At 61.5% G+C, this 26,979-nt stretch carries 21 protein-coding genes and 1 pseudogene; 15 read left to right on the top strand and 7 right to left on the bottom strand.

Annotation, left to right across the window (positions count from 1 at the left end; translation table 11 throughout):
• Positions 1 to 100 precede the first annotated feature (100 nt).
• The 7 genes from phhA to hutW all read left to right on the top strand — a co-directional run bounded on the left by phhA (position 101) and on the right by hutW (position 7,097).
• Complete coding sequence (gene phhA, locus HKD46_RS01320; RefSeq protein WP_041215282.1) at positions 101 to 895, top strand: phenylalanine 4-monooxygenase; 795 nt, start codon at positions 101 to 103, stop codon at positions 893 to 895.
• Between the two features lie 41 nt (positions 896 to 936).
• Positions 937 to 1,275 carry a 4a-hydroxytetrahydrobiopterin dehydratase gene (locus HKD46_RS01315; RefSeq protein ID WP_010674539.1) on the top strand — a complete coding sequence of 113 codons (339 nt, stop codon included), beginning with the start codon at positions 937 to 939 and terminating at the stop codon, positions 1,273 to 1,275.
• 142 nt (positions 1,276 to 1,417) lie between these two features.
• The gene (tyrR, locus tag HKD46_RS01310; RefSeq protein WP_010674540.1) at positions 1,418 to 2,965 is read left to right on the top strand and encodes a transcriptional regulator TyrR; all 1,548 of its coding nucleotides are present in this window, start codon (positions 1,418 to 1,420) and stop codon (positions 2,963 to 2,965) included.
• A gap of 192 nt (positions 2,966 to 3,157) precedes the next feature.
• Positions 3,158 to 3,706, top strand: a complete 549-nt coding sequence (locus HKD46_RS01305) for a YfiR family protein (RefSeq protein ID WP_171864838.1) — start codon at positions 3,158 to 3,160, stop codon at positions 3,704 to 3,706.
• A complete protein-coding gene (locus HKD46_RS01300) occupies positions 3,703 to 4,944 on the top strand; it encodes a diguanylate cyclase domain-containing protein (RefSeq protein WP_124245223.1) in 1,242 nt (413 codons plus the stop codon). The genes HKD46_RS01305 and HKD46_RS01300 overlap by 4 nt, the downstream gene beginning before the upstream one ends.
• Before the next feature lie 33 nt (positions 4,945 to 4,977).
• Positions 4,978 to 5,466 carry an OmpA family protein gene (locus tag HKD46_RS01295; protein ID WP_010674543.1) on the top strand — a complete coding sequence of 163 codons (489 nt, stop codon included), beginning with the start codon at positions 4,978 to 4,980 and terminating at the stop codon, positions 5,464 to 5,466.
• 275 nt (positions 5,467 to 5,741) lie between these two features.
• Complete coding sequence (hutW, locus tag HKD46_RS01290; RefSeq protein ID WP_171864837.1) at positions 5,742 to 7,097, top strand: heme anaerobic degradation radical SAM methyltransferase ChuW/HutW; 1,356 nt, start codon at positions 5,742 to 5,744, stop codon at positions 7,095 to 7,097.
• A gap of 56 nt (positions 7,098 to 7,153) precedes the next feature.
• On the opposite strand, the gene xseA is transcribed toward hutW, so the two are convergent.
• A complete protein-coding gene (gene xseA, locus HKD46_RS01285) occupies positions 7,154 to 8,518 on the bottom strand; it encodes an exodeoxyribonuclease VII large subunit (protein ID WP_143238326.1) in 1,365 nt (454 codons plus the stop codon).
• Positions 8,519 to 8,691: 173 nt separating this feature from the next.
• On the opposite strand from xseA, the gene HKD46_RS01280 reads away from it, so the two are divergent.
• Positions 8,692 to 9,545, top strand: a protein-coding gene (locus HKD46_RS01280) for an IS5 family transposase (RefSeq protein ID WP_161653749.1) whose coding sequence is annotated in 2 segments (ribosomal slippage) — positions 8,692 to 9,034 and positions 9,034 to 9,545 — 855 coding nt in all. Because the reading frame shifts where the segments join, the coding sequence is not laid out codon by codon here.
• Between the two features lie 9 nt (positions 9,546 to 9,554).
• Here HKD46_RS01280 and HKD46_RS01275 read toward each other — a convergent pair.
• A complete protein-coding gene (locus HKD46_RS01275) occupies positions 9,555 to 10,463 on the bottom strand; it encodes a DMT family transporter (protein WP_171864788.1) in 909 nt (302 codons plus the stop codon).
• 376 nt (positions 10,464 to 10,839) lie between these two features.
• On the opposite strand from HKD46_RS01275, the gene HKD46_RS01270 reads away from it, so the two are divergent.
• From HKD46_RS01270 to HKD46_RS01245, 6 genes are all read left to right on the top strand, one after another.
• Entirely contained in the window at positions 10,840 to 14,046 is a 3,207-nt protein-coding gene (locus HKD46_RS01270; protein ID WP_235673790.1) for an alpha-amylase family glycosyl hydrolase, read from the top strand.
• 828 nt (positions 14,047 to 14,874) lie between these two features.
• Entirely contained in the window at positions 14,875 to 15,510 is a 636-nt protein-coding gene (locus HKD46_RS01265) for a YitT family protein (protein ID WP_010674548.1), read from the top strand.
• Positions 15,511 to 15,775: 265 nt separating this feature from the next.
• Positions 15,776 to 17,239: an IMP dehydrogenase gene (gene guaB / locus HKD46_RS01260; RefSeq protein ID WP_010674549.1), complete on the top strand. Its 1,464-nt coding sequence runs from the start codon at positions 15,776 to 15,778 to the stop codon at positions 17,237 to 17,239.
• 84 nt (positions 17,240 to 17,323) lie between these two features.
• Positions 17,324 to 18,913 carry a glutamine-hydrolyzing GMP synthase gene (gene guaA / locus HKD46_RS01255; RefSeq protein WP_171864787.1) on the top strand — a complete coding sequence of 530 codons (1,590 nt, stop codon included), beginning with the start codon at positions 17,324 to 17,326 and terminating at the stop codon, positions 18,911 to 18,913.
• Positions 18,914 to 19,672: 759 nt separating this feature from the next.
• Positions 19,673 to 20,968 carry an anti-phage deoxyguanosine triphosphatase gene (locus HKD46_RS01250; RefSeq protein WP_171864786.1) on the top strand — a complete coding sequence of 432 codons (1,296 nt, stop codon included), beginning with the start codon at positions 19,673 to 19,675 and terminating at the stop codon, positions 20,966 to 20,968.
• Positions 20,969 to 21,037: 69 nt separating this feature from the next.
• Positions 21,038 to 21,349, top strand: coding sequence for a hypothetical protein (locus HKD46_RS01245; RefSeq protein ID WP_171864785.1), 312 nt, complete (start codon positions 21,038 to 21,040; stop codon positions 21,347 to 21,349).
• A gap of 210 nt (positions 21,350 to 21,559) precedes the next feature.
• Here the strand turns inward: HKD46_RS01245 and HKD46_RS01240 are convergent, their stop codons facing one another.
• The 5 genes from HKD46_RS01240 to HKD46_RS01220 form a co-directional block, all read right to left on the bottom strand.
• Entirely contained in the window at positions 21,560 to 22,387 is an 828-nt protein-coding gene (locus HKD46_RS01240) for a bifunctional transcriptional activator/DNA repair enzyme AdaA (RefSeq protein ID WP_171864784.1), read from the bottom strand.
• Between the two features lie 51 nt (positions 22,388 to 22,438).
• The gene (locus HKD46_RS01235) at positions 22,439 to 23,203 is read right to left on the bottom strand and encodes an SDR family oxidoreductase (RefSeq protein WP_171864783.1); all 765 of its coding nucleotides are present in this window, start codon (positions 23,201 to 23,203) and stop codon (positions 22,439 to 22,441) included.
• Between the two features lie 420 nt (positions 23,204 to 23,623).
• The gene (locus tag HKD46_RS01230; protein ID WP_171864782.1) at positions 23,624 to 23,995 is read right to left on the bottom strand and encodes a DUF6616 family protein; all 372 of its coding nucleotides are present in this window, start codon (positions 23,993 to 23,995) and stop codon (positions 23,624 to 23,626) included.
• The gene (locus HKD46_RS01225; RefSeq protein WP_171864781.1) at positions 23,992 to 24,774 is read right to left on the bottom strand and encodes a HEAT repeat domain-containing protein; all 783 of its coding nucleotides are present in this window, start codon (positions 24,772 to 24,774) and stop codon (positions 23,992 to 23,994) included. The genes HKD46_RS01230 and HKD46_RS01225 overlap by 4 nt, the downstream gene beginning before the upstream one ends.
• A complete protein-coding gene (locus tag HKD46_RS01220; RefSeq protein ID WP_171864780.1) occupies positions 24,771 to 25,301 on the bottom strand; it encodes a MarR family winged helix-turn-helix transcriptional regulator in 531 nt (176 codons plus the stop codon). Before HKD46_RS01220 ends, HKD46_RS01225 begins: the two co-directional genes overlap by 4 nt.
• Before the next feature lie 260 nt (positions 25,302 to 25,561).
• On the opposite strand from HKD46_RS01220, the pseudogene HKD46_RS01215 reads away from it, so the two are divergent.
• Positions 25,562 to 26,932 (top strand): annotated as a pseudogene (locus tag HKD46_RS01215) (leucine-rich repeat-containing protein kinase family protein).
• Positions 26,933 to 26,979 lie beyond the last annotated feature (47 nt).

The raw sequence follows: 26,979 nt of genomic DNA, 5'->3' as shown, positions 1-26,979 counted from the left end.
TCGGCTGCTTTTTTGAGGGGCAAACCGTTACAGTGATCCCATGACTCAACGGCCAGTGACCGCCCGGATGGCGGCTGGCACCCGAAGGATGGGAGCATTCATGGCAAGTCTCTACACGGCCCGCCAACCGGATGGGCAGGGCCGGATCCACTACACGGACGAGGAGCACGGCACTTGGCGGATCCTGATTGCACGCCAGCTTGCGGCGCTCGATGGCAAGGCCTGCGACGAATACCAGGCCGGGTTGGCACGCCTCGACCTGCCTCTGGACCGCATCCCCCAGCTGGGCGAGATCAACGCCGCCCTGATGCCCGCCACCGGCTGGTCGGTGGCAGCGGTGCCAGCCCTCATCTCCTTTGATCACTTCTTCGCGCTGCTCGCTGATCGCCGTTTTCCCGTCGCCACCTTCATTCGCCGCCGGGACGAGCTCGACTACCTGCAAGAGCCCGACATCTTCCACGAGATCTTCGGCCACTGCGCCATGCTGACCAACCCGGCCTTTGCCCACTTCACCCACCTGTATGGTCGGCTCGGACTCCATGCGAGCAAGGAGGAGCGGGTCTATCTGGCGCGGCTCTACTGGTTCACGGTGGAGTTCGGTCTCCTGCAGGGGGAGGAGGGGCTGCGCATTTACGGCGGCGGCATTCTCTCCTCCATCGGCGAGACCGCTTATGCCCTCTCGGGCAAGCCTGAGCTGCAACCCTTCGATCTGCTGGAGATCCTGCGTACCCCCTATCGCATCGACATCATGCAGCCGACCTATTTCGTGCTGCCTCGTCTCGATACCCTCTATGGTCTGGAGGGGCAGGGGATCATGGCGGCCGTGGCCGAGGCCCGTCGTCTTGGCCTGCGTCCACCCCGCTTTGCCCCCGTTGCCGGCAAGCAGGCGAGCTGACCCGTATTCATTCCCACGATGTTTCATGAAAGGAGTCCCGAATGACTGAACTGGCGAGTCAACGATGCGAGGCGTGCCGCGCCGATGCCCCCAGGGTGAGCGATCAGGAGCTGGGGGAGCTGATGCACCTCATCCCCGACTGGCAGCCCCTGGTGGTCAACGGCGAGCTGCAACTGCGTCGTGAATTTGTGTTTCGCAACTTCAAGGAGGGGCTGGCGTTCACCAACCGCCTCGGAGAACTGGCGGAGGCGGAGTTCCATCATCCGGCGATCTTGCTTGAATGGGGCAAGGTGACCGTGAGCTGGTGGACCCACAAGATAGGCGGCTTGCATCGCAACGATTTCATCATGGCAGCCCGCACCGACGGTCTGATGAAGTAACCGCCTTCTGGCGCCAACGCAGACAGGGCCTGCCCGGTGAAAGCGGGGCAGGCCCGCATTTTTGTGGGGGAGCGCTCGCACTGGCGGGATCGAGTCTGTATTATCCCGTTATTCAGAATGTTAGCTAGGAAGTGTGTGCCGAATGCGTCTTGAAGTCAGCTGTGAAGACCGTCTGGGCCTGACCCGGGAATTGCTCGACCGACTGGTGGAGCACAACATCGATCTGCGCGGCATCGAAATCGATACCTCAGGCATCATCTATCTCAATTTCCCCGAGCTGGAGTTCCGTGACTTTCAGCATCTGATGCCGGAAATTCGCCGCATTCCCGGCGTCTATGACGTCAAGACGATCCCCTACATGCCCTCCGAGCGGGAACACCACGAGATAGAGGCCCTGCTCAAGGCCCTGCCGGACCTGGTTTTCTCCCTCGACAGCAAGGGGCGGGTGACTCAGGCCAACCAGGCCGCCCTCACCACCCTGGCGTTGCCACCGGACGAGGTGCGCGGCGTGGCGATCGCCTCCCTGGTCAAGGGCTTCTCGTTTGGCCGCTGGCTGGAGTCGGGGGAGATCAAGCCCCAGACCTGCAAGCTGAGCCTCGGTGGCGAAGAGTACCTGGGCGATCTGATGCCGCTGTTCGTGGCCGAAGAGAAGGGCAAGCAGGCTCTGGCCGGCGCCGTGGTGGTGCTCAAATCCGCCCGCCGGGTCGGCATGCACTTCAGTGCCCTGCACGCGGTGGAAGTGGGGGGCTTTGAGCACCTCCAGGCCGAGAGCCAGAAGATGAAAGAGGTGCTGGCCCAGGCTGCCAAGCTCGCGATGCAGGACGCCCCCTTGCTCATCGTGGGGGAGACCGGCACCGGCAAAGAATTGCTGGCCCGGGCCTGCCACGGCGCCAGCCTGCGCTCCAGCCACCCCTTCATGGCGCTCAACTGCGCGGCCATGCCGGACAACGTGGCCGAGAGCGAGCTGTTCGGCTATGCCCCCGGCGCCTTTGGCAACAACACCGAGGGCAAGCGCGGGGTGCTGGAGCTGGCCAGCGGCGGCACCCTGATGCTGGACGAGATCGGCGACATGTCCCCCCATCTGCAGACCAAGTTCCTGCGGGTGCTGCAAGATGGCGTGTTTCGCCGGGTCGGTGACGAGCAGGAGGTGAGGGTCAACGTGCGCTTCATCTGCACCACCCAGAAGCAGTTGCTGGATCTGGTCCATGAAGGGAAGTTTCGCGAAGATCTCTACTACCGCCTCAATGTGCTTAGCCTCAATCTGCCGCCGCTGCGCGAGCGCAAGGCGGACATCATGGCCCTGGCCCAGCAGTTCGTGTCGCGCTTTGCCAGCGAACTGCAGCGCCCGCGTCCGCGCTTTACCCGCAACATGGCCGAGTACCTCACCGCCTACCGCTGGCCCGGCAACGTGCGCCAGTTGCGCAACTGCCTCTATCGGGCCATGACCCTGCTGGAAGGGGACGAGATTGGACCCGAGCACGTGGACTTGCCGGTGGCGGCCGATGCCATGCCGCTCATCGACGAGTGGTTCGAAGGGGGGCTCGACGAGGCGGTGAAGCGTTTCGAGAGCCGCCTGCTGGAGCGGCTCTACCCGGCGTTCCCCTCCACCCGCCAACTGGCCAAGCGGCTCGGTGTCTCCCATACCGCCATCGCCAACAAGCTGCGCGAATATGGGATTGGCAAGAAGTAGTGTCGATGGACGGTGTCTGCCTGGGGCATTGAGTGCCTTGCAGGCGCGGCTGCGACACCCGGTGACGCAACCGTGCCACTTGCCTCTGGGGGCTGGCCACCCGGCTGGTAAGCTCGGTGCGGTGCCATGCAGGCACTCTCATCATGGGCGTCGGGTTACCCCGGCGCCGACCTGGACACTCTCGCGGGCACCATGCAGATGTTTTGTTACCTCCGGTTACTGATGTGGCTGGCGCCACTGTGCTGCATGCTGATGCTGGCAAACCAGGCCATGGCGGCAACCTCCGCCGAGGCGCGCGGCGACATGGTGCGCCAGACCGTGCTCGATATCCTCAGTTACACCCGCTGGCCCAGCGAGCCCGCCAGACTTCGGCTCTGCATCACGGCGCCCACGGAATATGCGTCATCCCTTCTGACCATCGAACGGCAGGCCAATGGCCGACCGGTGGAGGTCCATCGCTACGACATGGACGATGAGGCGCTGATCCAGCGCTGCGATGTCATCTATCTGGGGGGGCTGGCACCGGCGCAGCGCCTCTCCCTGTTCGAACGCCTGCGCGGTCACGCCATCCTCAGCATCAGCGAGCAGAGCCGCGAGTGCATCGCCGATGCGGTCTTCTGTCTGCAGGCCGGGGAGGAGAGGGTGCGTTTTCGGGTCAATCTGGATGCGCTGGCCCGCAGTGGCGTGCGAGTGCACCCGGCCGTGCTCAAGCTGGCGCGAGCCGATGAGGAGGTGCGATGACGGTCCATCACGCCACTCCCCGGCTTACCCTGCGACAGAGTCTGGGGCGCACCCACATGATGATCTCCCTGACTGCCGTCTGCATGGCCGGGCTGTTTCTGACCGTCACGGCGCTGCTGGCGCTGCGCCTTTATGCGGATCACAACCTCAAGCTGGTGGCGCGGGCCATCAGCTACACCACTGAGGCGGCCGTGGTCTTCCATGACAAGGAGGCGGCACTGGATGCCCTGGAGACCATCACCTCCCGGGAAGACATAGCCAGCGCCAGCATAGTACTGCCGGACGGCCAGGTGCTGGCGAGCTGGCGCCGGGACATCACTACCCCCTGGACCACCCTGGAGCAGCACCTGGCCCGCCTGATCCTGCCGGGGCCCGTGGCGCTCCCCATGGTGCGCGAGCACAAGGAGATAGCCAGGGTGCATCTGGTCGGTCACGGCCAGTACCTGCTGCGCTTCCTGTTGCAGACCTTGCTGGCTACCCTGGTGTGCCTGCTCATCAGTATTCTCGGGGCACTCCATGTGGCGCGCCGGATGCAACGCTCCATCACGGCACCCCTCAAGGCCCTGACCGAGGTGGCTTACAACGTCAGCCGCCAGCGGGCCCTCAAGGAGCGGGTGCCGGCGGCCAATATCGCCGAGCTGCACGAGCTGGGCGAGGATTTCAATTCGCTGCTCGATGAGCTGGAAGCCTGGCAGGCCCACCAGAAGCGGGAGAACGCCAGCCTGCTGCATCAGGCAACCCATGATCCCCTGACCGGTCTGCCCAACCGCGCTCTGTTCGAGGCTCGCATGGAGCAGGCCATCCTGGCAGGCAACAAGGGGCATGAAGGTTTTGCCCTGCTCTATCTGGATTGCGATCGTTTCAAGCAGATCAATGACAACCTGGGCCACAGCATCGGCGACGAAGTGCTGATCGCCGTGGCGCGGCGGGTGCAGCATCAGCTCAGGCCCCTGGATCTGGTCTGCCGGCTGGGGGGAGATGAGTTCGTCATCCTCCTGACCCCGATCCATGGGGAGGACGAGGTGCGCGAGGTGATAGGGCGAGTGCAGCAGGCCATGAACACCCCCGTGGTATTGAGTGACGGTCGCCATCTCGGGGTGGGGATCAGCATCGGCTCTGCCCGCTATCCCGAGCAGGGGAAGACGGCGGATGCCCTGCTGCAATGGGCAGACGACGCCATGTATCAAGCCAAACGACAACGCAGGGAGGAGAGAGAAACACGAAAAACGAGCACGTGAAGTTGAACCGGAAATAGTGAAAGGATGATAAGAATGCGCATGTTGAACCCGATCAAAGCGGGCCTGGTGGCACTGTTGCTGAGTGTGCTGGCGGCGTGCCAGAGCCCTCCCCAGGGGCTCACGGCGGAGCAGATCGCCGCCTTGAAGGAGCAGGGATTTCACCTGACCGACGAGGGATGGACCCTGGATATCTCCAACAAGGTGCTGTTCGCCAACAATGTGGGGGCCCTCAACCCCGAGACCCGCCAGGTGGTGGAGAAACTCGGCAAGGCCCTGATTGAGGTAGGACTGAACCGGGCCCGGGTGGACGGTCATACCGACTCCAACGGTGATGAGGCCTACAACCAGCAACTCTCCCTCAAGCGGGCACGGTCGGTGGCCGATGTCCTGGTGTCGGTGGGTATGCCACAGGGGAACCTGGATATCCGCGGCCGCGGAGAAGAGGCGCCCATCGCCGACAACGCGACCGCTGCCGGGCGAGCGGAAAATCGCCGGGTTGCCATCATCATCGGCAATGGCTGACCCCCGTCAGCCGGTATCGGCGCGGCGCTCCCGTCGGGAGCCTTGAATCAACCGCCCGATCCTGTGTGTGCCACCACTCTCCAGTGGGAGAGTGGCTCTCTTCCCTTGTTGTTTCACGCTTTCCTTGCCTGACGCGCTGTTGCCCTGATGGGGACAGAGTGACGGCTCAATCCTTCCCGACTTGATCCAGCACAAATACCTGCAACTGATATTCGTTATCATTTGCGTTATTTACGCAGGGTAACCCAGTGACGACTCTCCAGCTTTCTTCGACCATGACGGGGCTTTGTACCCCGGATCCCCTCAAATTCGCCTTCACCGCCAAGACGTCGGCCCATGCCAGCCGGGGAGGGACCGCCCCCCTGATGCTGGACGATGCCGGCTGGCAAGCCTGGTGGCAGCAGGAGAGCGAGGCCAAGGCCCGAGCGCTCTATATCCATATCCCGTTTTGCCGCAAGCGCTGCAGTTTTTGCAACTTCTTCGAAAACGGCGCCAATCCGGCGCGCATGAGCCGCTACATGGAGGCACTCTGCGGGTCGCTGCGCCAGGCAGCCGAGACGCCGCTTGTCCAGAGCCGGCCTTTCTCGGCGGTCTATGTGGGGGGCGGCACGCCAACCGACATGGCGGCGGGCGATCTCGCCCGCCTGGCCAGCGCCATCCGCCGTTTTCCCCTGACCGTGGATGCGGAGCTGACCCTGGAGGGGCGGCTCAACGGCTTTGATGACGAGAAGTGGCAGACGGCCCTGGCGGGTGGCTTCAACCGCTTCTCGTTCGGCGTGCAGAGTTTTGATACCCGCGTGCGCCAGCAGGCGGCCCGCTTCGATGACAGGGAGACCTTGCTGTCCCGGCTGGCGGCGCTGACCCGCCACAACGAGGCGGTGATCGTGGCGGATCTCATCTTCGGTCTGCCGGGGCAGGATGAGGCCGTGTGGCGCCAGGATATCGCGGATGTGATGGCGAGCGGGGTGCACGGGGTGGATCTCTATCAACTCATCTCCATGGCGGGCACCAACCTGGCGCGCGCCGACGAGAAAGGCACCCTGGGCTGGGCCGCCGATGGCCAGCAGCGGGCAGTCATGTATGCCGACGGGGCACGGACGCTGGAGGCGGGGGGCTGGGAGCGGCTCTCCTGCAGCCACTGGCGGCGCATCGATGCCGAGCAGAGCCGCTACAACCAGATGGCCAAGTGGGGCGCCGAGATCCTGCCCTTCGGCGCAGGGGCGGGGGGCAACATTCACGGCCACGGCCTCATGTATGGCCGGGATCTGGCGCCCTGGCATGAGGCGCAGGCGGGGGGCGTGCGTGCTCCCGGCATGGTGATGAGGCCCAATCCCGATGCCCGTCTCGACGGGCTGCTGCGAGGGGGGCTCGATACCGGATGGCTGGCGTTGTCGCAATTGCCACAGGGGCTGGTCTCCCACCTGATGCCGCTCTTTGAGGCCTGGCAGCGACACGGGCTGGCACGGCTCTCGGCCGAGCGTCTCGCCCTCACCCTGGCGGGGCGTTTCTGGAACGTGAATTTGCAGGCCGGGTTGTTCGAGTATCTGAGGTGCAATCCACCGGGGGGGATCAAGGGGGGCGAGAAACCATCCGGCCACCCGGGCAAGATGGCCGGTCATGCCCTGGTATAACGGGCTATCGGAGCACAGAAAGGAGGCGGGGGCCTGGTGCAGGCCCCCGCTTTTTGTCAGCGGTTGTCGACCTCGTCCACCCGTACCCGCAGCGCTCCCTCTGCGAGGGTGGTGATCAGGGTCTGGCCTGCATTGACCTGGGATGCGCGGCGGATCACCTCCCCGGAGGGGGTGCGCACGATGGCGTAACCGCGCCCCAGGGTGGCCAGCGGGCTGATGCCGTCGAGGCGGGCTCCCAGCATGGCGAGGCGGTGGCGGGCGAGATCCTGGCGTTTTGCGATGAGGGCATGGAGGCGCTCCTCGGCAAGCTGGTGACGACGTTTGCCGATGGCCAGCCGCTTTTCGGGGCTTCTGGCCTGCAGGCGCATGGCGAGGCCCGCCAGGCGCCGCTCCCCCTGGTGCAGGCGATCACGCAGGTGCTGCTGCAAGCGGCGGTCGAGCTCGTCGAGGCGCTGGGACTGCTGCTCCAGCCGTCGCTTGGGATCCTGATGATCGAGCCGCTTCTGCAGCAGGACGAAGCCATGGCGGGCGGCGACCTGGTGACGGCTCATGGCCTGGGTGAGCCGCTGGCGCAGGTGCACGAGGCGCTGGGCGCGGGTGCTCCTGTCCGGCGCGACCAGCTCGGCGGCGGCAGAGGGGGTGGGGGCACGAAGGTCGGCGGCAAAGTCGCTGATGGTGACGTCCACCTCGTGTCCTACGGCGCTCACCACGGGGATGGCGGAGCCTGCGATGGCCCGTGCCACCGCCTCTTCGTTGAAGCACCAGAGATCTTCAAGGGAACCGCCGCCGCGTCCGACGATGAGCACATCCACCTCGGCGCGGCGGTTGGCAAGCATGATGGCCGAGACGATCTGGGCGGTGGCGGCGCTCCCCTGCACCTGGGTCGGGTAGATGAAAACGGGCAAGTCCGGGGCGCGGCGTTCAAGCACCGTCAGCATGTCGTGCAGGGCGGCGCCTGTGGCGGAGGTGACCAGCCCGACGGCGCGGGGTTCCCGGGGCAAGGGGCGCTTGCGCCCTTCGTCAAAGAGCCCTTCGGCCCCGAGGCGGCGCTTGAGCTCCTCGAAGCGCAGGGCCAGCATGCCATCCCCGGCGGGCTGCATGGACTCGATGATGAGCTGGTAGTCGCCCCGGGGTTCATAGAGGGAGACTCGCGCCTGCACCAGCACCTGCATGCCATCCTGGGGACGGAACGGCACCCGGCGGTTGTTGCCCTTGAACATGGCGCAGCGCACCTGGGCCGACATGTCCTTGAGGGAGAAGTACCAGTGGCCGGAACTTGGCATCGCGAGGTTCGAGAGCTCGCCGGTGAGCCACACCAGCCCCAGATCCTGCTCCAGGATCATGCGCACGGCGCTGTTGAGGCGGGTGACGGTGAAGATCTGCTGTTGTCTGCTCTGACTGGCGGGTTCGAGGTGATTCAAGGCTGGCCCTGCTGTGGTGTCCGCCGGGGCGGGAGAAACGATGGGGGTCATCTTACCCCAGTTGCGCCCATCTGCCGAGCCATGGGTCCGGCAGATGACGCGGAGCCTAGGCTGTGTTCTTAAAGTGATGAAGATATAATCTCACATCTTCTCAACAGCTTAAGACCTATGTAGTGTCCCGTCGCTATCAGTTAACCGATGCACAATGGGGGCTTATCGAGCCCCTGTTTCCATATCACCGCATAAGCGGACGCCCTACTCGTGAGCCACGCCAAGTGCTTGATGGCATTCTCTGGATACTTCACACCGGTGCACCTTGGCGAGATCTGCCAGAACGTTTCGGCCCATGGAACTCGGTCTACAACTCCTTTCGACGTTGGCAAAGCACAGGCCGCATTGATGCCATCCTTGCGGTGCTGCAACTGCATCTCAATGAAGAAGGGCTTATCGACTTCGACCTGTGGTGCATTGACGGCTCCAATGTCAGGGCATCCAAAGATGCTGCCGGAGCGCGTAAAAAAACACTCCGGTGAATCAAGCACTTGGTCGCTCTCGTGGTGGTTTTGGCAGCAAAATTCACTTGGTCACTGATGGTAATGGTTTACCGCTGGGGTTCTGCCTTTCGCCGGGGCAATCAGCGGAAATCAGATATGCGACAAGTGCGTTGGCCATGGCAAGGATCCCGACTTCATCAGGCCGTTATCGCACGCGACCAACGCATCTTGCCGCAGATAAGGCCTATAGCAGCAGGGCTCTGCGGGCAGAACTCCGGCGCAGAAAGATAAAAGCGGTTATCCCGCAACGCAGCGACCAGCAACGGCACCATAAGGGACGTCCACTGGTATTAGACAAAGCTCGTTACCGTAGGAGAAATGTGGTCGAACGGTGCTTCGGATGGCTGAAGAAGTTTCGCCGATTCTCAACGAGGTATGAAAAGCTGGCGGGAAGTTTTGCAGCCTTTATCAAGCTGGCTTTCTGCCTTCGTTACTTACGGGAACTATTGGTGAACAGAAAGCAAGCATTTTGAGAACACAGCCTAGGCTTGCGCCTTGGCCGGCTTGGCGGCCCTGGCCGGGCTCACCACCAGCCAGACCGCGAGACAGACGATGGCGCCGCCTGCCACGAAGCCGCCGGTGAGGGTTTCGCCGAGCACCAGGTAGCCCCACAAGATGCCAAAGGGGGGGATGAGGAAGGTGACCGTGAGGGAGCGCAGGGGCCCGATGTCGGCGATCAGCCGAAAATAGATCAGGTAGGCGAAGGCGGTGCAGAGGAAGCCGACCGCCAGCACGCTGGCCCAGACGTCAGGTTGGGCCCAGTCGACGGCGGGGCCGGTCACCAGGGTGTAGCCGAAGAAGGGGAGCAGGAAGAGGCAGGCGCCGAGCTGGCTGCCAAAGGCCACCAGCTTGGCATCCAGCCCACCCCGCTCGGTGATCCAGCGCCTCGTCAGGAAGCCGGCGCAGCCGTAGCAGGCGGTGGCGATGAGGCAGGCCAGCACCCCGATGATCAGATTGCCGGAGAGGTTCACTTCCCCCGTGGTAGTGATGAGGGTGATCCCCATCAGGCCCAGCATGACGCCAGCCCATTTGCGCCAGGTCAGCGTCTCGCTGAAGAAGGAGAAGCCGATGAGGGCTCCCATCAGGGGCGTGGTGGCGTTGAGGATGGCGGAATACCCCGCGGGCAGCCAGAGGGCGGCGATGGCGTACATCAGGAAGGGGACGCCGGAGTTGATGATGCCAAGCACCATGGCGGACTTGAGCTTGCCCTGGAACCGCATGGGGGTGCGCAGCAGAAGCAACATGGCGGCGAGGCCGATGAGGGCGAAGAAGACCCGCAGGAAGGTGGTGTTGACCGAGCCAAAGGCGGGCGCCGCGATGCGCATGAACAAAAAGCTGGCGCCCCAGATGGCCGCCAGCGCGAGCAATCTCCCGTAATCCGATGGTCTCATCGTTTCTCCCTGAATGAACCGCCCTGTTGCCCGAGATGGCAAGGGGGATTGCATCATGGGGGCAAGTGTCCCCGATGGCAACGGCGCCGTGCAGGAGGCAGGGGCTGACCCTGTGCCCGAGGTGGTCGCGGAGGGCGGCCATCTTGCTCTCCCCGATGGGGACGCCCCTCACTTCTGCGCCAGGAAATGAAAGCGCTATCAATCACATACAGCCCATGATGAGGTCGACAGTGGTCACATTTTGCGCGTGCTGGCCATGAATTGGTCATGGGGGACTCTAGACTGGTCGGGCTCATCTGAAGGCGGGACGTTGCGGATGGGGGAATGCCGGGACACACCGGCATCACACACAAACAATGAAAATAAAGGACTATCAATGGCTAGATGGATACTCGCGGCCGGATTGTTGGGAACCCTGATCACGGCGCCGAGCACGGCGGCGGAGTGGTTCTTCCGGGGCACCGCGAATGGATGGGCGGCGACCGCCATGACGTCGACGGACGGCGTCAATTTTGATACCTGCCAGCGCTTCGTGAGCGGGGATGCCAGCGGCGGCCCGCGCTTCAAGATCGACCGATACGGCAACTGGCAGCAGAGCTACCCGGCGGCCGACTACGGGGTCAATGCCAACACGGCGTACCAGATCCGCATCAACGCGAGCACCCAGGCGGTGAGCGCGACGGCGGTGGCCAGTTGCGAGGCCTCGGGGTTTGCCAGCACCTTGCCGCAGCTCAATGTGCGCGGCACCTTCAACGGCTGGGCCAGCCTCCCCATGACCCTGGTGGCGGATCACCTGTGGCAGGTGGAAGCCTACCTGGATGGCAAGGCGAGCCAGCGCCTCAAGTTTGATCAGGCTGGCGACTGGGCCGTCAACTTTGGCGACAGCAACGGCGACGGCGTGCTGGAGAAAAGTGGCGGCGACATCTTCTGGATCGCCGTAGGCACGGTGCGCATCCAGGTCAACGATCAGACCCTGGCCTACAGCATCACCCCCCTCGGGGATGACAACCAGCCGCCGCTCGCGGTCATCACCCCGGGGGGGACGGTGAACGTGACCCAGGGGGCGTCGCTCACCTTGAGCGGCAGCGACTCCACGGATCCCGACGGCCAGATCGCGAGCTATCTGTGGAGCAGCGGCGAGACCACGGAGAGCATCGTCGTCAACACCACCCAGACCGGCACCTTCACCTATGGCCTCACGGTCACCGACGATCAGGGCGCCAAGGGCAGCAGCAGCGTGAGCGTGGTGGTCGGGGCAGGACAGAGCAGTGACAGCTGGTACTTCCGGGGCACGGCCAACAACTGGGGGCTCACCCCCATGACCAGCGAGGATGGCACCACCTTCTGCACCGAGCAGGCCTTTGGCAGCAACAACCCCCGCTTCAAGATTGACCACAAGGGGGACTGGAGCGAGGCATATCCGGCCCAGGATTACCTGGTCAGCGCCAACACCAGCTATCGCATCTGCTTTGACAGCCTGCGCAAGGCCATCGAGGTGGAGACGCTGGCCGGGGCCGATCTGCAGGCCCCCACGGTGACGGCCACCCCGTCCCCGGGGAGTTATGTGGACAGCCAGTCCATCACCCTGGGAGTGAGCGACGATCAGGACAGCGCCCCCGCCGTGCATTTCACCACGGACGGCAGCCAGCCCACCACGGCATCGGCCCGCTATGCAGGTCAGCCCCTGGTGGCGAGTGACAAGGGGAGCGGCACCGATCTGGTGATCCGCACCCTTGCCATCGACGCCAGCGGCAATCAGCGCGAGCAGCGCTTCGAGTACCGTATCGGCGAGCAGGGGGTGGCGAGCGGCGATTTTCGCGCCGAGAGCATCTACTTCCTGCTGACTGCCCGCTTCTATGATGGCGATGCCAGCAACAACTACTACAACCGGGATCGCTACAAGGCGGGGGATCCCCAGTGGCGTGGCGACTTCAAGGGTTTGATCGCCAAGCTCGACTACATCAAGGATCTCGGCTTCACCGCCATCTGGGTGACGCCGCCGGTGGAGAACCGCTCCGGCCTCGACTACCACGGCTACCATGCCTACGACTTCTACCGGGTCGATCCCCGTCTGGAGTCGCCGGGGGCGGGTTACCGGGAGTTCATCCAGGCGGCCCACGCCAAGGGGCTCAAGGTGATCCAGGACGTGGTGCTCAACCACTCGAGCCAGTACGGCCTGCGCGGCAAGACCTGGATCGATCGCCTGCCCGTCAAATACTACGTACCGGCGGGGTCGAGCCAGGGACTCATCAACAATGGCCCCTATCAGGGCAATCTTGGGGATTACGCCAGTGCCAACCGCTGTGACGACGACAACCCGGCGGCGCCCGACTGGTACAAGGCTCGCTGCCAGTCCGATCCGGCGGGCACCCAGCCCCTGGTAGATCCCAAGACCGGCGCCACCGTGCCGAGCGCAGGCTACAACCCCAACCGCTTCTTCGGCATCGACGCCCAGACCCTGGATCCCGCCTGGTATCACCTGGACGGTTTCATGTCCGGCGGTGACTGGGAGAGCCCGCTCGCCCTGCAGCGCAAGCACATGGCGGGGGACTGCATCGATCTCGCCACCGGCAACCAGAACGTCAAGGACTACCTCAACGGCGCCATTCGTCAGTACCTCGACATGGGGGTGGATGCGATTCGTATCGATACCTTGAAGCACATCGAGCGGGACGAACTGCTGACCTATGTCCATGACTGGCAGGCCCACAAGCCGGGGCTGTTCGTCTTTGGCGAAAACCTGGTCAAGGGCACCGGCTGGGGCTCTGAGCTGGCCAACGACAATGCCTCGGCGGTGATCCGCCCCTGGTGGTATACCCGCACCACGCCGAACCCGGCCAATCCCCGTGCAGGGGGCGATTCCGGCCTCTCTGTGCTGGACTTCTCCCTCTTCTCCACCTTCCGTGACAACGTCACCCGGGGGAACTTTGGCGGGGTAGGGGGGATTTTCGCCATGGACTGGGTCTATGGGGATGCCACCAAGCTCATCACCTTCTTCCAGAACCATGACGTGGGGCCGGACAACGACTTCAAGTACCGCTACGGCGGGGAAGAGGGGAATGCGGCCATGACCTACAACCTGCTCTGGACGGCGCGGGGGATCCCGACCCTCTACTACGGGGAGGAGGTGATGTTCCAGGCGGGCAAGCCCCAGGATATCGATGGGGCCACCATGACGGTGGATCAGACCGGTCGTGCCTACTACGGGGAGGTGCTGGACAACCCCGCCACCCCGAGCCACCCGCTTTATCAGCACATCAAGCGCTTGAACCAGATCCGCAAGGCGGTGCCCGCCCTGCAAAAAGCGCCCATGAGCCAGGTGAACGAGTGGGGGAGCGGCATCAGCTTCGTGCGTGATCTGAGTGCCGAAGGGAGCTACGCCGCCGTGGGCCTTGCGGCCAACTCGGCCCAGCAGATAAACCTGAGTGGCCTGAAGAACGGCACCTACACGGACGCGGTAACCGGTGCGAGCCAGAGCGTCAGCAACGGCAGCCTGAGCTTTGCGGTGCCCGCCTATTCGGCGCGGGTCTGGGTACTGAACGGCCCGGGCAAGGTCGGTGCTGACGGCAAATACCTCAAGTAAGGAAGCCCTGTCACAGGGTGCAGCGAGTCGGCCTTCGGGCCGACTTTTTTATTCTGCCTTCTGCCTATGCCTGAATGGATGCCCCATCCTGATGGGGCTCTGGCTCTGGCTCTGGCTGCGGGGGCTGGTGGATGGGCAGACCTGTGGACTCGCGACCAGCACGCTCATGGGCAGGGGGCTAGAGGGAAGGGAAGTAGTGCATCCGCCGCCCGAGTCACTTCATGCTCTGCATATTGCAGTGCTCATGGCAGTGCTCATGGCAGTGCTCATGGCAGTGAGCAAAGCGGTGCCCATGTCGCCTTTGCGCCGCGGTGCAAGGCAAACTGTGCCACTCAGTTGATCTATATTGGTGCAATTGCACTTTATTGGTGCGTTCCATCCACATCCGCCCCTGGAGCCCGCCCCGAAGAAACACGCCGTATGGCCCTCGGGCTTCCCCCATGACAGGCATCATCCATGCTGAAAAGCGGCATCGTATCGACATGATCTGCCGAAAAACCGGGCTGTGAAGGGGATACCACGAGGCCTTTCTCGGTGACTTGGGTGAACATGCTGCGCCACCGTGATGACCGATCACTGAAGTGGTGCATTCAATCTGCATATTGCGTATTTATCAGAATTTAAATCCGATTATTTATGGTATCGCGGACTCTTGTTTTGATTGGCGCTCTTTTTGCTGTGCCTTGTCATCCCCACGATGGCGACATAAGGGGGCGGGGGAGCGCAAGATTGGGGGACGGCAAGGTGAACGGGCCGCCGCCATCAGCCCCAATGCGGCCTGGTTGTCGGGCAACGGATGCCACCATCACATCGGATCTAAGGAGTCATATGGAAGGTGAAATGACCATGCAGCCAGCGGCTGCGGGAAGGGGGCTGGCCCATACCCTCAAGGACGATGTCTACGGCATGGTGCTCGGGGTCATGTTTATCGCCGTGGGGCTCAATCTGCTCAAGTGTTCCGGCATGATCACCGGTGGCATCGCGGGCATCGCCCTGCTGATCGCCCATGTCAGCACCCTGCCCATCGGCGTGCTCTTCTTCCTGGTGAACCTGCCCTTCATGGTGTTCTGCTACGTCACCATGGGGCGCGCCTTCACCCTCAAGACGCTGATCGTCAACGTCGCCCTCTCGGCGGCCACCCAGGCGGTGCCGCTGCTGCTGACGGTGAGCTATGTCCATCCCCTGTTTGCCGCCCTGGTGGGGGGAACCTTCCTCGGCATGGGGGTCTTGTCTCTGGCGCGCCACAATGCCTCCGTGGGGGGCACCGGCGTGGTGACGCTCTGGCTGCAACGGCGCACCGGCATCAATGCAGGAAAGAGCCAGATGGTGCTGGATGTGCTGGTGTTTGCGCTCTCTCTGCTCACCCTGCCGCTTCCCCTGCTGCTCTGGTCAACCCTGAGTGCGCTGGCCATGAACGCCATGCTGATGAACTGGCACAAGCCGGGCCGCTATCAGGGGAACTGACCGCCGGTCTGGCTGACGGCTGTGAGTGGAAAAAAGGCCGTTCCGGGAGACTGGCGGCAGAAAGGGGCTCAACGGCAAAAAAGATCATCTTGTCGGGAAAAACGGCATGGTTACGGCTGAATTTATTGGTTTTTTGCCCTGTTGGTGGCGTTAAATCGGGCTACGCCATAAAAAATTCAAAAAACTTCTTTACCACTGCCCAATGCATGAGTAAAATTTGTCGGCAATATTTTACACCCCCACTCCTCAACGGTGAGATATTGCCATGCTCAGGATTGCCAAAGAAGCGCTGACCTTCGACGATGTACTGTTGGTTCCAGCCCACTCCACTGTTCTCCCCAATACCGCCGACCTGCGTACCAAGCTCACGTCTGCGATCACGCTGAATATCCCGATGATCTCCGCTGCCATGGACACAGTGACCGAAGCCCGTCTGGCTATCGCACTGGCCCAGGAAGGCGGTATCGGCTTCATTCACAAGAACATGTCCATCGAGCAGCAGGCTGCCGAAGTGCGCAAGGTCAAGAAGTACGAGAGCGGTGTGGTCAGCGACCCCGTTACCGTGCGCCCTGACATGACCATCGCCCAGATCAAGGAGCTGAGCCACAAGAACGGTTTCGCCGGTTACCCCGTGGTGACTGACGGCAACCAGCTGGTGGGCATCATCACCGGCCGTGACGTGCGCTTCGTCATCGATCTCTCCCAGACCGTCGAACAGATCATGACCCAGAAAGATCGTCTGGTGACCGTGCGTGAAGGGGCCCCTCGTGAAGAGGTGGTGGCCCTGATGCAAAAGCACCGCATCGAGAAGGTGCTGGTGGTCAACGGCGACTTCAAGCTCAAGGGCATGATCACCGTGAAGGACTTCCAGAAAGCCGAGCGCAAGCCCAACGCCTGTAAAGACGAGCGTGGCCGTCTGCGGGTCGGTGCCGCCGTCGGTGCCGGTGCAGGCAACGAAGAGCGCGTCGCCGCCCTGGTGGAAGCCGGTGTGGACGTGCTGCTGATTGACTCCTCCCACGGCCACTCCCAGGGCGTGCTGGATCGCATCAAGGCGACCCGTGAAGCCTATCCTGACCTGCAAATCATCGGCGGCAACGTCGCCACCGCCGCTGGCGCCAAGGCGCTGGTGGAAGCGGGTGTCAACGCCGTCAAGGTCGGTATCGGCCCGGGCTCCATCTGTACTACCCGTATCGTGACCGGCGTGGGCGTGCCCCAGATCACCGCCATCTCCGACGCTGTGGACGCCCTGGAAGGCACCGGCGTGCCGGTGATTGCCGATGGTGGCATCCGCTTCTCCGGCGATGTGGCCAAGGCCATCGCCGCGGGCGCAAGCTGCGTCATGGTGGGCTCCATGTTTGCCGGTACCGAAGAGGCGCCGGGCGAGATCGAGCTCTATCAGGGCCGCTCCTTCAAGTCCTACCGCGGCATGGGCTCCCTGGGTGCCATGTCCAAGGGCTCCAGCGACCGTTACTTCCAGACCGACAACGCCGCCGACAAGCTGGTGCCGGAAGGGATCGAAGGGCGCGTGCCGTACAAGGGCCGCCTCAAAGAGATCATCCACCAGCAGATGGGCGGCCTGCGCTCCTCCATGGGGCTGACCGGCAGCGCGACCATCGACGACATGCGCACCAAGGCCGAGTTCGTGCGCATCTCGGGCGCCGGGATGAAAGAGTCCCACGTTCACGACGTGACCATTACCAAAGAAGCCCCCAACTACCGGATGGGCTGATGAAACGGGGCTCTGCGCCCCGTTTTTCCACCCTTTTTTTATCCCGTGCTTTTTGTGACAACATCAGCCTGATGCAGGAATAAAATGACTAAAGACATTCACGCCCACCGTATCCTTATCCTGGATTTCGGTTCCCAGTACACCCAGCTCATCGCCCGTCGCGTTCGTGAAATCGGCGTCTACTGCGAGTTGTGGGCCTGGGACGTAACCGAAGCGCAGATCCGCGAGTTCAACCCGAGCGGCATCATCCTCTCCGGCGGCCCGGAATCCGTGACCGAGGCGGGCAGCCCGCGCGCCCCCGAGTACGTGTTCAACGCCGGTGTGCCGGTGTTCGGTATCTGCTACGGCATGCAGACCATGTCCGAGCAGCTCGGCGGCAAGGTGCAGTCCTCCAACCTGCGTGAATTCGGCTATGCCCAGGTCGAAGTGCTGGGCCAGTCCGGCAAGACCAGCGCTCTCTTGCGCAACATCGAAGACGCCATTGCCGACAACGGCAATGCCCTGCTGGATGTCTGGATGAGCCACGGCGACAAGGTCACCGAGATCCCGGCCGGCTTCACCACCATCGCCCAGACCGCGACCTGCCCCCATGCCGCCATGGCCGACGAAGCCAAGCGCTTCTACGGCGTGCAGTTCCACCCGGAAGTGACCCACACCCGTCAGGGTGCCCGTATGCTGGAGCACTTCGTCAAGGACATCTGCGGCTGCGAATGCCTCTGGACCCCGGCCACCATCATCGATGACGCCGTTGCCCGCATCCGCGAGCAGGTGGGTGACGACGAGGTGATCCTGGGCCTCTCCGGCGGCGTGGACTCCTCCGTGGTCGCCATGCTGGTGCACCGCGCCATCGGCGATCGCCTGACCTGTGTCTTCGTCGACAACGGCCTGCTGCGCCTGAACGAAGGCCAGCAGGTGATGGACATGTTCGGCGATCACTTCGGCCTGAACATCATCAAGGTCGATGCCGAAGAGCGCTTCCTCTCCGCTCTCGCGGGCATTGACGAGCCGGAAGCCAAGCGCAAGACCATCGGCCGCGTCTTTGTGGACGTGTTCGACGACGAGTCCAAGAAGCTCAAGAACGCCAAGTGGCTGGCCCAGGGCACCATCTACCCGGATGTCATCGAATCCGCTGCCAGCAAGACCGGCAAGGCCCACGTCATCAAGTCTCACCACAACGTCGGCGGCCTGCCGGAAGAGATGAAGATGGGTCTGGTGGAGCCGCTGCGCGAGCTGTTCAAGGACGAAGTGCGCCGCGTCGGCCTCGAACTCGGCCTGCCCTACGACATGCTCTACCGTCACCCCTTCCCGGGTCCGGGCCTGGGCGTGCGCGTGCTTGGCGAAGTGAAGAAAGAGTACTGCGACCTGCTGCGCAAGGCTGACGCCATCTTCATCGAAGAGCTGCGCAAGGCCGACCTCTACAACCAGGTCAGCCAGGCGTTCGCCGTCTTCCTGCCGGTGCGCTCCGTCGGCGTCATGGGCGATGGCCGCAAGTACGACTGGGTCATTGCGCTGCGCGCCGTCGAGACCATCGACTTCATGACCGCCCACTGGGCTCACCTGCCGTACGACTTCCTCGGCCACGTGTCGAACCGCATCATCAACGAGATCAACGGCATCTCCCGCGTGGTGTACGACGTCTCCGGCAAGCCGCCTGCAACTATCGAATGGGAATAAGCGGCTAACGCCTCTCTCCCAGCGGTAACGCAAAAACTGTCAAAAAGGCGCCCTTGAGGCGCCTTTTCTTTTTCCAATCGTTTGCGAGAAAATTTTGCTCCTGGCGAAGGGGATAGAGGCCCTGTTGCCAACGTTGTCGTGGTGAGTGCCTGGGGCGATCGGCAGAGCATCATCTATCGCGTCCACATAGGGCGGCAGGCTGTGGTTTCTCCGGGTAGGGGAGGGGGAGCAAACCCTGTCCGTCAGGTGCCATGTGGGCAATAGAGCCGGATACCTGACGTGTCGATGCTCCATATTGATGCAAGAGGGTGATGCGAGCGGCTGATGCGCCCCCAAGATGGGGTAATTTCTTGATCTGGCTTGGGAAACGCCCACCTTCTGCTTTTTCTTGTCTCTCATGCTCGCTAGGATAGCCGTCTGGGTATGGCCGCTTTGGCGTCACCGATGAGCCAAGCCAGAGACACCAAGTGGGTTAAAGGCTGCAAACAGAAGGCTGCCGTATGGTAGCTTGGCTGTTATTCGGGAATGGTGCTAGTACACCGACGAGCGCTAGTGGGCATTTTATGCAGAGGTTGAAGTGATGAAAGCGCATCACTGCCTTGGTTTGTTCACACTGGCTGGGTTTGGTAGCTTATTGATTGACTGCGTTTACACAACAATGATGGTTATTGCTGTGGAGCAGAGTTATACAGGAGTCTTTGCTATCGGATTAGTACCGCCTTCCATCTAATCATTTTTTATATTTTAAATAGAGGAAATATGTGGATATCAAGATTTGAAACAGCAACCGATAGTGGATTTAATCGCGACGAATTTGGAAGAGATAGAGCACGTATAATCCACTCTGCATTTTTTCGAAGGTTACAAGGAAAAACACAGGTATTAGGATTAGGTGAAAGTGATTTTTACCGAACTAGATTAACGCATTCATTAGAAGTTGCTCAAATTGCCGGTGGTATCTCAGAGTTCTTAAAAATAAAATATCAGGATCAGCCTGAGTTAGTCGCATTACTTCCTGAGCAAAATCTTATCGAGTCAATTGGACTCGCACATGATATTGGCCATCCACCTTTTGGGCATGGTGGTGAGGTAGCTTTGAATTATGCAATGCGAAATAATAATGGTTTTGAAGGTAATGCTCAAACCTTAAGAATCTGTACAAAACTTGGTGAGTATTCTGAAAATGGTGGATTAAATCTGACCCGAAGAACGCTTCTAGGTGTAATAAAATACCCATGTTTTTATAGCGATGTTGTTAATAACGAGAAGTATGAAAACTCAGATGGTTTAAATCTTGATTCATATCATCCGCCTAAGTGCATATTCGACTGTGACAAGGACCATGTTGAATGGATTCTTTCACCTTTTACTAATGATCGTGAAAAATTCATGTCAGCAAGTGAGTTATTACCAAGGAAACATCGAAAACCTTTATATAAATCTTTCGATTCTAGTATAATGGAAATTGCTGATGATATTGCTTACGGTGTACATGACTTAGAAGATGCCATTGCATTGCGACTAGTAAATGAGCGTGTATGGCAGAGTGAAGTCGTAGCAAAATTACAAGATCCACTTAAAAAACTGCCGTTGTCAGCTAAAATCAACGAATTCACAGCACATTTATTCTCTGGTGAGAATAGAATAAGGAAAAAAGCTATTAGTGTATTGGTAAATTACTTTGTCACTAATTCAGAGGTGGTGAAGCTAAATGTTTTCACTCACAATCTATTAGATTATCACGCTAAAATGCAGCCTTTGGCACGTGAGGAACTCAATATACTTCAGGAGTTTGTGATCAATAATGTGATAAAAACTCCGGAGGTTCAAACGCTAGAATATAAAGGGCAGCAAATGATAGTTAAGTTGTTTGATACGATTGCAAATAACCCATCAAGACTTCTTCCAAGGAAGTATTTTGATAAATACAAACTCGAAGGTGATAATTTAAGAGTGATCTGTGATTACATCGCTGGCACAACAGACGACTATGCAACTCGGCTCTACCATAAGATATTTACCCCATCTTCAGGCTCTATTTTTGATAAGTTGTAAATATAACAAGTTTGGTGTGGGGCTGCTATGCGGCTCCATAGTAACAACTACGAGCAAGCAAGGCCCTCTATGACTCAGACAACAAGAGCTCATAATGAAAAAACATCTGAATTTTTGTCTCAAGTTCATAAATTTCAGAATTATCACTGGAAGCTGCATGTAAAGAACAAACGGCTTGCATCATTCTTAGTTGTACTTGGCGTATTGCTAAGTGGTGCAACCACTGCGGCCGGATTTATGTCCTATGCACAGCTTGCAGGCTTTTTAGGGTTAGGCACTACTTTATTTATTGCTCTACATGACGCCTTCAATTTTTCAGAAAAATCTCAGTTCTTCAATGAAGTTCATGTGCAAGCAAAAAATAATCAGAGACAAACTTAGATATCAAGTCAGCTCTGACGAAGACTTTAATAAATTATTTGATGAATTCCAATGTTTGCGAGATCACTCAAGCCGAAATATTCCACAAGGAAAGGGCATCTCAGTAGTTAAGCGTATAAAAAGTGATACTGCCATAACTTAAAAGGTGTTCATTCTGTCAGAAAGCAACATTGATAATGGTACGCATGCTCTGCGTTTATTGGCCGTTCCTCACTCATACCTCGCCGCTTCCCAGGCGTGTATCGCCTGTTTGCGGGTCTCGCCCCAGTGATAGCCGCCGAGTTTGCCGTTTTGCTGGATGACTCTGTGGCAGGGGATCATCAAGGCGACGGGGTTGGCCCCCACCGCCAGCCCCACGGCGCGGGCGGCCTTGGGGTTGCCGACGGCGCTTGCCACCTGGGCGTAGCTCACCACCTTGGCGGGCGGGATCTGCAATAGCGCCCGCCAGACGCTTATTTGAAAGTTGGTGCCGCTCACGTGCAGCGAGAGGGGGCGATCCGGCGTCTTGCTGCCATCGAACATGGTGTGGATGACCTCCTGGGTACGTGAGGGCGCTTCTCGCAGCTCTGCCGCAGGCCAGCGCTGGGCGAGGGCGGCCAGGGGCGCCTCTGGGGCCTGGTCATCGAGAAACGAGAAGTTGCACACCCCCCGCGGGGTGAGGGCGACGAACGCCTGGCCGAAGGGGGTGTCGTGCACCCCGTGATCGATCACCAGCCCGGCGCCGCGTTGCTTGTACTCCCCCGGTGTCACCGCTTCGAGTTGCACGAAGTGATCATAGAGCCGCGAGCCGCTGCTCAGGCCCAGGGTGTCGGCCACCTCCAGCAGCGGGCGCGACTCCTGCAACAGCGCTTTGGCTCGCTCCAGAGTCAGCACCTGCAAATAGCGCTTGGGCGTCACCCCGGCCCAGCGGCTGAAGAGCCGCTGGAAGTGAAAGGGGCTTAGGTGAACGTGCGCCGCTATCTCGTCCAGGGTGGGCTGGCGCGCCACCTGGCTTGCGATAAAACGGATGGCATCGGCGATGCGGGCGTAATCAGACATAGGACGCTCTCACGATAGGTTGGCAGCCGCAGGATCTTGGGTGCGACAAGGTCATGTGCGACAAATAGATACCCCACCATCGGCCAGCAGAGCAATGCCGGTGGTAAAGCTCGATGCATCGGATGCCAGATAGAGGGCCGAGCGGGCGATCTCCTCCGGTTGGGCCAGCCGTTTGAGGGCATGCATATGCTGCACAAAGGCGAGACTCTCAGGTGTATCGGTAAAGGCCCGCCCCATGGGGGTGTCGGTGCCCCCCGGCAGCAGGGCGTTGACCCGCACCCCTTGTGCCCCATATTCGGCGGCCAGCACCTGGGTCAGGCCGATGAGGCCTGCTTTGCTCGCGGCATAGGCCGCCATGCCGGGCAGCCCCAGGGTATGGCCGACGAAGGTGGAGGTAAAGATAAGCGAGCCGCCCCCGCGTGCCTGCATGGCGGGGATCTGGTACTTGGCCCCCACAAAGGCGCTGGTGAGGTTGGTATCCAGGGTCTCTTGCCACTGCACCAGTTCAAGCCCCGGCACGCTGCCCGGTGTCCCCGTGGTGCCGGCGTTGTTGAAGGCGATATCGAGTCCGCCAAAACGGGTCAGCGCAAGATCCACCAGGGCGCGGGCATAGGTTTCGCTTTTCACATCTCCCGCCAGGCTCACCGCCTGGCCCCCCTCATGGCGGATCTCCTCCACCAGCAGATCCAGCTCGCTCTGGCGGCGGGCGCCGACGACGACGCTGGCTCCTTCCCGGGCAAACAGGATGGCGCTGGCGCGATCGATACCGGAGCTGGCGCCCGTGATGATGGCGACCTTGTTGGACAGTAATGACATGGCAGTTCCCTCGCGTGATGTGCATGGCGCCGGGTGGTGACGCTCATGCAGGGTTGGCAGACAAGTGGATGGGTTCAACCCCCTCCTGGTTCAAACCTCCTTTGGTTCAACCCTCCTTTGGTTCAAAGCTTTGGGGGGGTCGAAAGCACTGTTGGTTTGAAAGCACTATGGCGGCGAACCTTCGTCACGACGACCCGGATCTTGCTCACTTTTCCCATCGGCGATGGGCCATCACGGCATCAGGAGATATCAGCGTTTTATAAAGGGAGTGGGAAGGAAGTAGGAAGGGAGCGGGGCTGTGGCGCCGCTTTCCCAGGTGGTGGTGACCTGGGTCTGCAAGGGCAGGGCATGGAAAACAGTGCCACCGGTGTCGGCGGCACTGACGCAAGGCCTGGTGGGATAACGCTCTTTTAGGGGTTATCAGGCCAGGGCGGGGCTGGATGTGGCGGCGCTGGGCAGGGCGGCCAACTGTGCAAGGTGCTCGCCCAGAGAGACCCCGGCGCCGGTGGCGTTGACTGTCTCGAAGTAGTCGTGCCAGCCCGATGCGGCTATCCCCTGGACGAGGGCCTCGATGGCCGCGGCATCCGGCCCGCGCCAGATGGCGAAGAAGGGGTGGGGCGCACCATGGAGGGTGGCAGCATCGGTCTCGCCCAGGGCGATGGGCTCCACCCCGAGGGCGGCGAGGTTGGCCATGCCTGTGCCAATTGCCTCAAAGAACTGCTGACGGGCCGTCTGGCTCAATGCCAGCCAGGCGGGAGTGGGGGTGTAGAGCTCTGCCAGATAGTGGGTCATAGGGGTTCCTTTGGGAGTTGGCCTTTGCGCAAGGTGCGCAAGGCGCGTTGACAAATCCGGGTTGTCGCGGGGCTGGGGCTTTCGCGAGACCAGCGCGCGCAGAGGTCAGTGACCCACTGTGGCCTGTCTTTGCTCGCATCGTTCAGCCAGTTGGCAACGGAGTCCTGCACATAGGGGGCGGGATCGGCCTTGAGGGGCTCGAGCAGCATCAGGGCCTGCTCCGGCGCTTGTCGCAGGGACGCAAGATGGGTACACCAGACGCCGCGGGGCCGGGTCGCTTCGCTGGCAAAGCGTCGCAGTCGCTCGGACGGCTCCGCCGTCCAGGGCACCAGGGCGGCAATGGCCGCCTCGAGCTGCGCGGCAATGGTCGAGCGCATTGCGAGCCAGGCCCACTCGCGCACCCCAAAGTGCGGGTCATCGGCGAGGGGGCGAATGAGGGCCAGGCGGTCGCTGAGCGACAGCCCCTCGCTCGCGCCCACCATGAAACAGGCCCAGCCCCGCACGGTATCAGAGGGATGACGGCTGAGCGCCGCAAGATCCCTCGTGCCGCTCTCGGCCAGGAGCAGCCTGGCGGCCAGCGCCATGCGCCGGGTAATGCCCTCCCCGGATGCAGCGTGCATCGACGCCAGCGCCTGGGGCCCGAGCGAAGGCCGGGTGCACTGCATCAGGGCGGCAAAATTCACCGCCAGGCATTCGGTCAGGTTGCTTGCCTCAGCCTCTCCCCGGTTGAGCTGGGCGAGGCGTGAGGGGGCGATATCCGTGATGCGGCTGCGTGTCATGGGTGCTCCTCTGTGGCGTCATCACTGCAGCCTGCCCGGGATGAGAGGACATTGAGCCAGGCCCGCTTGAGCAGGGTACTCAGGGTCTCTCGCTCTGCCTGATCGAACCCGGCAAACAGGGAGCCTATCCACTGGCTGTGCTCATCGAGCAGGTGCTGCGCCAGGGCCTGGCCCTGCTCTGTCAGGCGCACCGAGATCTTTCGCCTGTCCTGGCTGTCGCTGTGGCGAGCCAACAAGCCGTCCCGTTGCAGCCCGTCGAGCAGGCCGGTGATGGTGGCCCGTGTGACCCCCGCCTTGTCGGCAAGCTCGTGGGGAGCCAGCCCTTCTGGCAGGTCGCGCAGCAAAAACAGCAGCACGAACTTGCCTTCGGAGAGGCGGTGAGGGGCCAGGCGCGCCGCGCACGCCTGATCGATGGCAGCGGCGAGGGTCAACACCTCAAAGCAGACGCGCATGTTTTGGGTGTCCGCGTGTCCGCGGCGCTCTGCATCCTCGAGCAGGGCGAGGTGTTTCTGTTCCAGCGTGATCATGATGGTGAGTCTCGAATGACTTTGTATGGCACCATACTATATGGTGCCAATCAAATGTTCAACCACCCAAGCGCGCGACCGGGATGGTTCATGGCAACGGAGAGCGGGAGTGTGGCGATGAGGGGCCTTTGCAAGAGAAGGCGTTGCAAGAAAATCGGCCATCTTTGGCCGTCATTCCCTATAATGCCCCTCCTTTGTGGTCTGGGGGGAGTGCCCCGCAGTGAGCCACCGCAAGCCCGAATGTTGATAGAGACGATCCCATGCATACCCTGGAACAGCTTCGCGCAGGCGAACTCTGCGGCGCCCGCCACCTCAAACTTGCTGAAAACCTCGCGGTGTTCCCTCCCGAGATCCTGAGCCTCAAGGAGACCCTGGAGGTGCTGGATCTCACCGGCAACCAGCTGAGCGAGTTGCCTGACGAGTTGGCCGAATGCAAGAAGCTGCGCATCCTCTTCTGCTCCGAGAACAACTTCACCGAACTGCCCGAGGTGCTGGGGCGCTGCCCTGCGCTCACCATGGTGGGCTTCAAGGCCAACCGCATCGCGACCGTCCCGGCCGCCTCCCTGCCCGCCAGATTGCGCTGGTTGATCCTGACCGACAACGAGATAGAGACACTGCCCGGAGAATTGGGGCGCTGCATTGACCTGCAAAAGCTGATGCTCTCGGGCAACCGGCTCGCTGGGCTTCCCGAGACTCTTGCCGGTTGTCACCGTTTGGAGCTTTTGCGCATCGCCGCCAACCGCCTGCCAGCGCTGCCGAGTTGGTTGCCCTAGATGCCGCGCCTGTCCTGGCTGGCCTTTGCGGGCAACCCTTTCTGTGATGAGCAGGCGTGTCTGAACGGCACATCGGAGTTCACTACCGAGATCCCCTGGCAGGCGCTCTCACTGGGGGATGTGCTCGGGGAGGGGGCATCCGGCGTCATCTATCGCGCCGAGTGGGCGAGGGCCGAAGGGCCCGGGGCGGTGGCGGTCAAGCTCTTCAAGGGGGCCGTCACCAGCGATGGCTTACCCCTGAGCGAGATGGGGGCGTCCCTGGCCGCCGGTCGTCATCCAAACCTGGTCGGTGTGATGGGGAGAGTGAGCGATCATCCCTCCGGCATCCCGGCACTGGTGATGCCCCTGATAGACCCCGCCTTCGCCACCCTGGCGGGGCCCCCGAGCCTGGACTCCTGCACCCGGGATGTCTATGGGGTGGATCTGAACTTCACCCCGGTCCAGGTGATGGCCATGGTGCAAGGGGTGGCTGCGGCCGCCCGGCACCTGCACGAGCGGGGCATCCTCCACGGCGATCTCTACGCGCACAACCTGCTGTACTCCTTGCAGCCCGCGATGCCTCACTCGCCGCAGGAGGCGCCGGGCCGGGTGCTGCTCGGTGACTTTGGCGCCGCCTCCTGTTACGACCGCGCCGATGAGGTGCTGGCCGGGCGGCTCGAGCGCCTGGAAGTGCGGGCCTTTGGCTGCCTGCTGGCCGAGCTGCTGGCGCGCTGTAATGGGGGCGACGCCGACCTCGACCCCCTTCATCGACTGGCCGGGGAGTGCGGCTTTGAGGTGCCTTCCCGGCGACCCACCTTCGCGCAGATCCTGACCCGGCTGGCAGCGATGGCGACAAGCCTGCCTGGGGCCGTGGCCTGAGGCCTGCCCATCGTGGGCCTTCTCTTGCACAGGGGCGGGATCATGGG

The sequence above is a fragment of the Aeromonas sp. TW 6 genome, from assembly GCF_013168745.1.
In the GTDB taxonomy this organism is placed as follows: Bacteria; Pseudomonadota; Gammaproteobacteria; order Enterobacterales; family Aeromonadaceae; genus Aeromonas; species Aeromonas caviae.
This window is presented reverse-complemented; position numbering and strand designations above follow the sequence as displayed.

What these genes read in the sequence shown, in the direction of transcription:
- tyrR (WP_010674540.1), top strand. Translation starts at nt 1,418, where the DNA reads ATGCGTCTTGAAGTCAGCTGTGAAGACCGTCTGGGCCTGACCCGGGAA.
- HKD46_RS01305 (WP_171864838.1), top strand. Translation starts at nt 3,158, where the DNA reads ATGCAGATGTTTTGTTACCTCCGGTTACTGATGTGGCTGGCGCCACTG.
- HKD46_RS01300 (WP_124245223.1), top strand. Translation starts at nt 3,703, where the DNA reads ATGACGGTCCATCACGCCACTCCCCGGCTTACCCTGCGACAGAGTCTG.
- HKD46_RS01225 (WP_171864781.1), bottom strand. Translation starts at nt 24,774, where the DNA reads ATGACACGCAGCCGCATCACGGATATCGCCCCCTCACGCCTCGCCCAG.
- HKD46_RS01295 (WP_010674543.1), top strand. Translation starts at nt 4,978, where the DNA reads ATGCGCATGTTGAACCCGATCAAAGCGGGCCTGGTGGCACTGTTGCTG.
- guaA (WP_171864787.1), top strand. Translation starts at nt 17,324, where the DNA reads ATGACTAAAGACATTCACGCCCACCGTATCCTTATCCTGGATTTCGGT.
- HKD46_RS01265 (WP_010674548.1), top strand. Translation starts at nt 14,875, where the DNA reads ATGGAAGGTGAAATGACCATGCAGCCAGCGGCTGCGGGAAGGGGGCTG.
- HKD46_RS01230 (WP_171864782.1), bottom strand. Translation starts at nt 23,995, where the DNA reads ATGACCCACTATCTGGCAGAGCTCTACACCCCCACTCCCGCCTGGCTG.
- HKD46_RS01220 (WP_171864780.1), bottom strand. Translation starts at nt 25,301, where the DNA reads ATGATCACGCTGGAACAGAAACACCTCGCCCTGCTCGAGGATGCAGAG.
- HKD46_RS01275 (WP_171864788.1), bottom strand. Translation starts at nt 10,463, where the DNA reads ATGAGACCATCGGATTACGGGAGATTGCTCGCGCTGGCGGCCATCTGG.
- HKD46_RS01270 (WP_235673790.1), top strand. Translation starts at nt 10,840, where the DNA reads ATGGCTAGATGGATACTCGCGGCCGGATTGTTGGGAACCCTGATCACG.
- phhA (WP_041215282.1), top strand. Translation starts at nt 101, where the DNA reads ATGGCAAGTCTCTACACGGCCCGCCAACCGGATGGGCAGGGCCGGATC.
- hutW (WP_171864837.1), top strand. Translation starts at nt 5,742, where the DNA reads ATGACGGGGCTTTGTACCCCGGATCCCCTCAAATTCGCCTTCACCGCC.
- HKD46_RS01235 (WP_171864783.1), bottom strand. Translation starts at nt 23,203, where the DNA reads ATGTCATTACTGTCCAACAAGGTCGCCATCATCACGGGCGCCAGCTCC.
- HKD46_RS01240 (WP_171864784.1), bottom strand. Translation starts at nt 22,387, where the DNA reads ATGTCTGATTACGCCCGCATCGCCGATGCCATCCGTTTTATCGCAAGC.
- HKD46_RS01315 (WP_010674539.1), top strand. Translation starts at nt 937, where the DNA reads ATGACTGAACTGGCGAGTCAACGATGCGAGGCGTGCCGCGCCGATGCC.
- guaB (WP_010674549.1), top strand. Translation starts at nt 15,776, where the DNA reads ATGCTCAGGATTGCCAAAGAAGCGCTGACCTTCGACGATGTACTGTTG.
- HKD46_RS01245 (WP_171864785.1), top strand. Translation starts at nt 21,038, where the DNA reads ATGACTCAGACAACAAGAGCTCATAATGAAAAAACATCTGAATTTTTG.
- HKD46_RS01250 (WP_171864786.1), top strand. Translation starts at nt 19,673, where the DNA reads ATGTGGATATCAAGATTTGAAACAGCAACCGATAGTGGATTTAATCGC.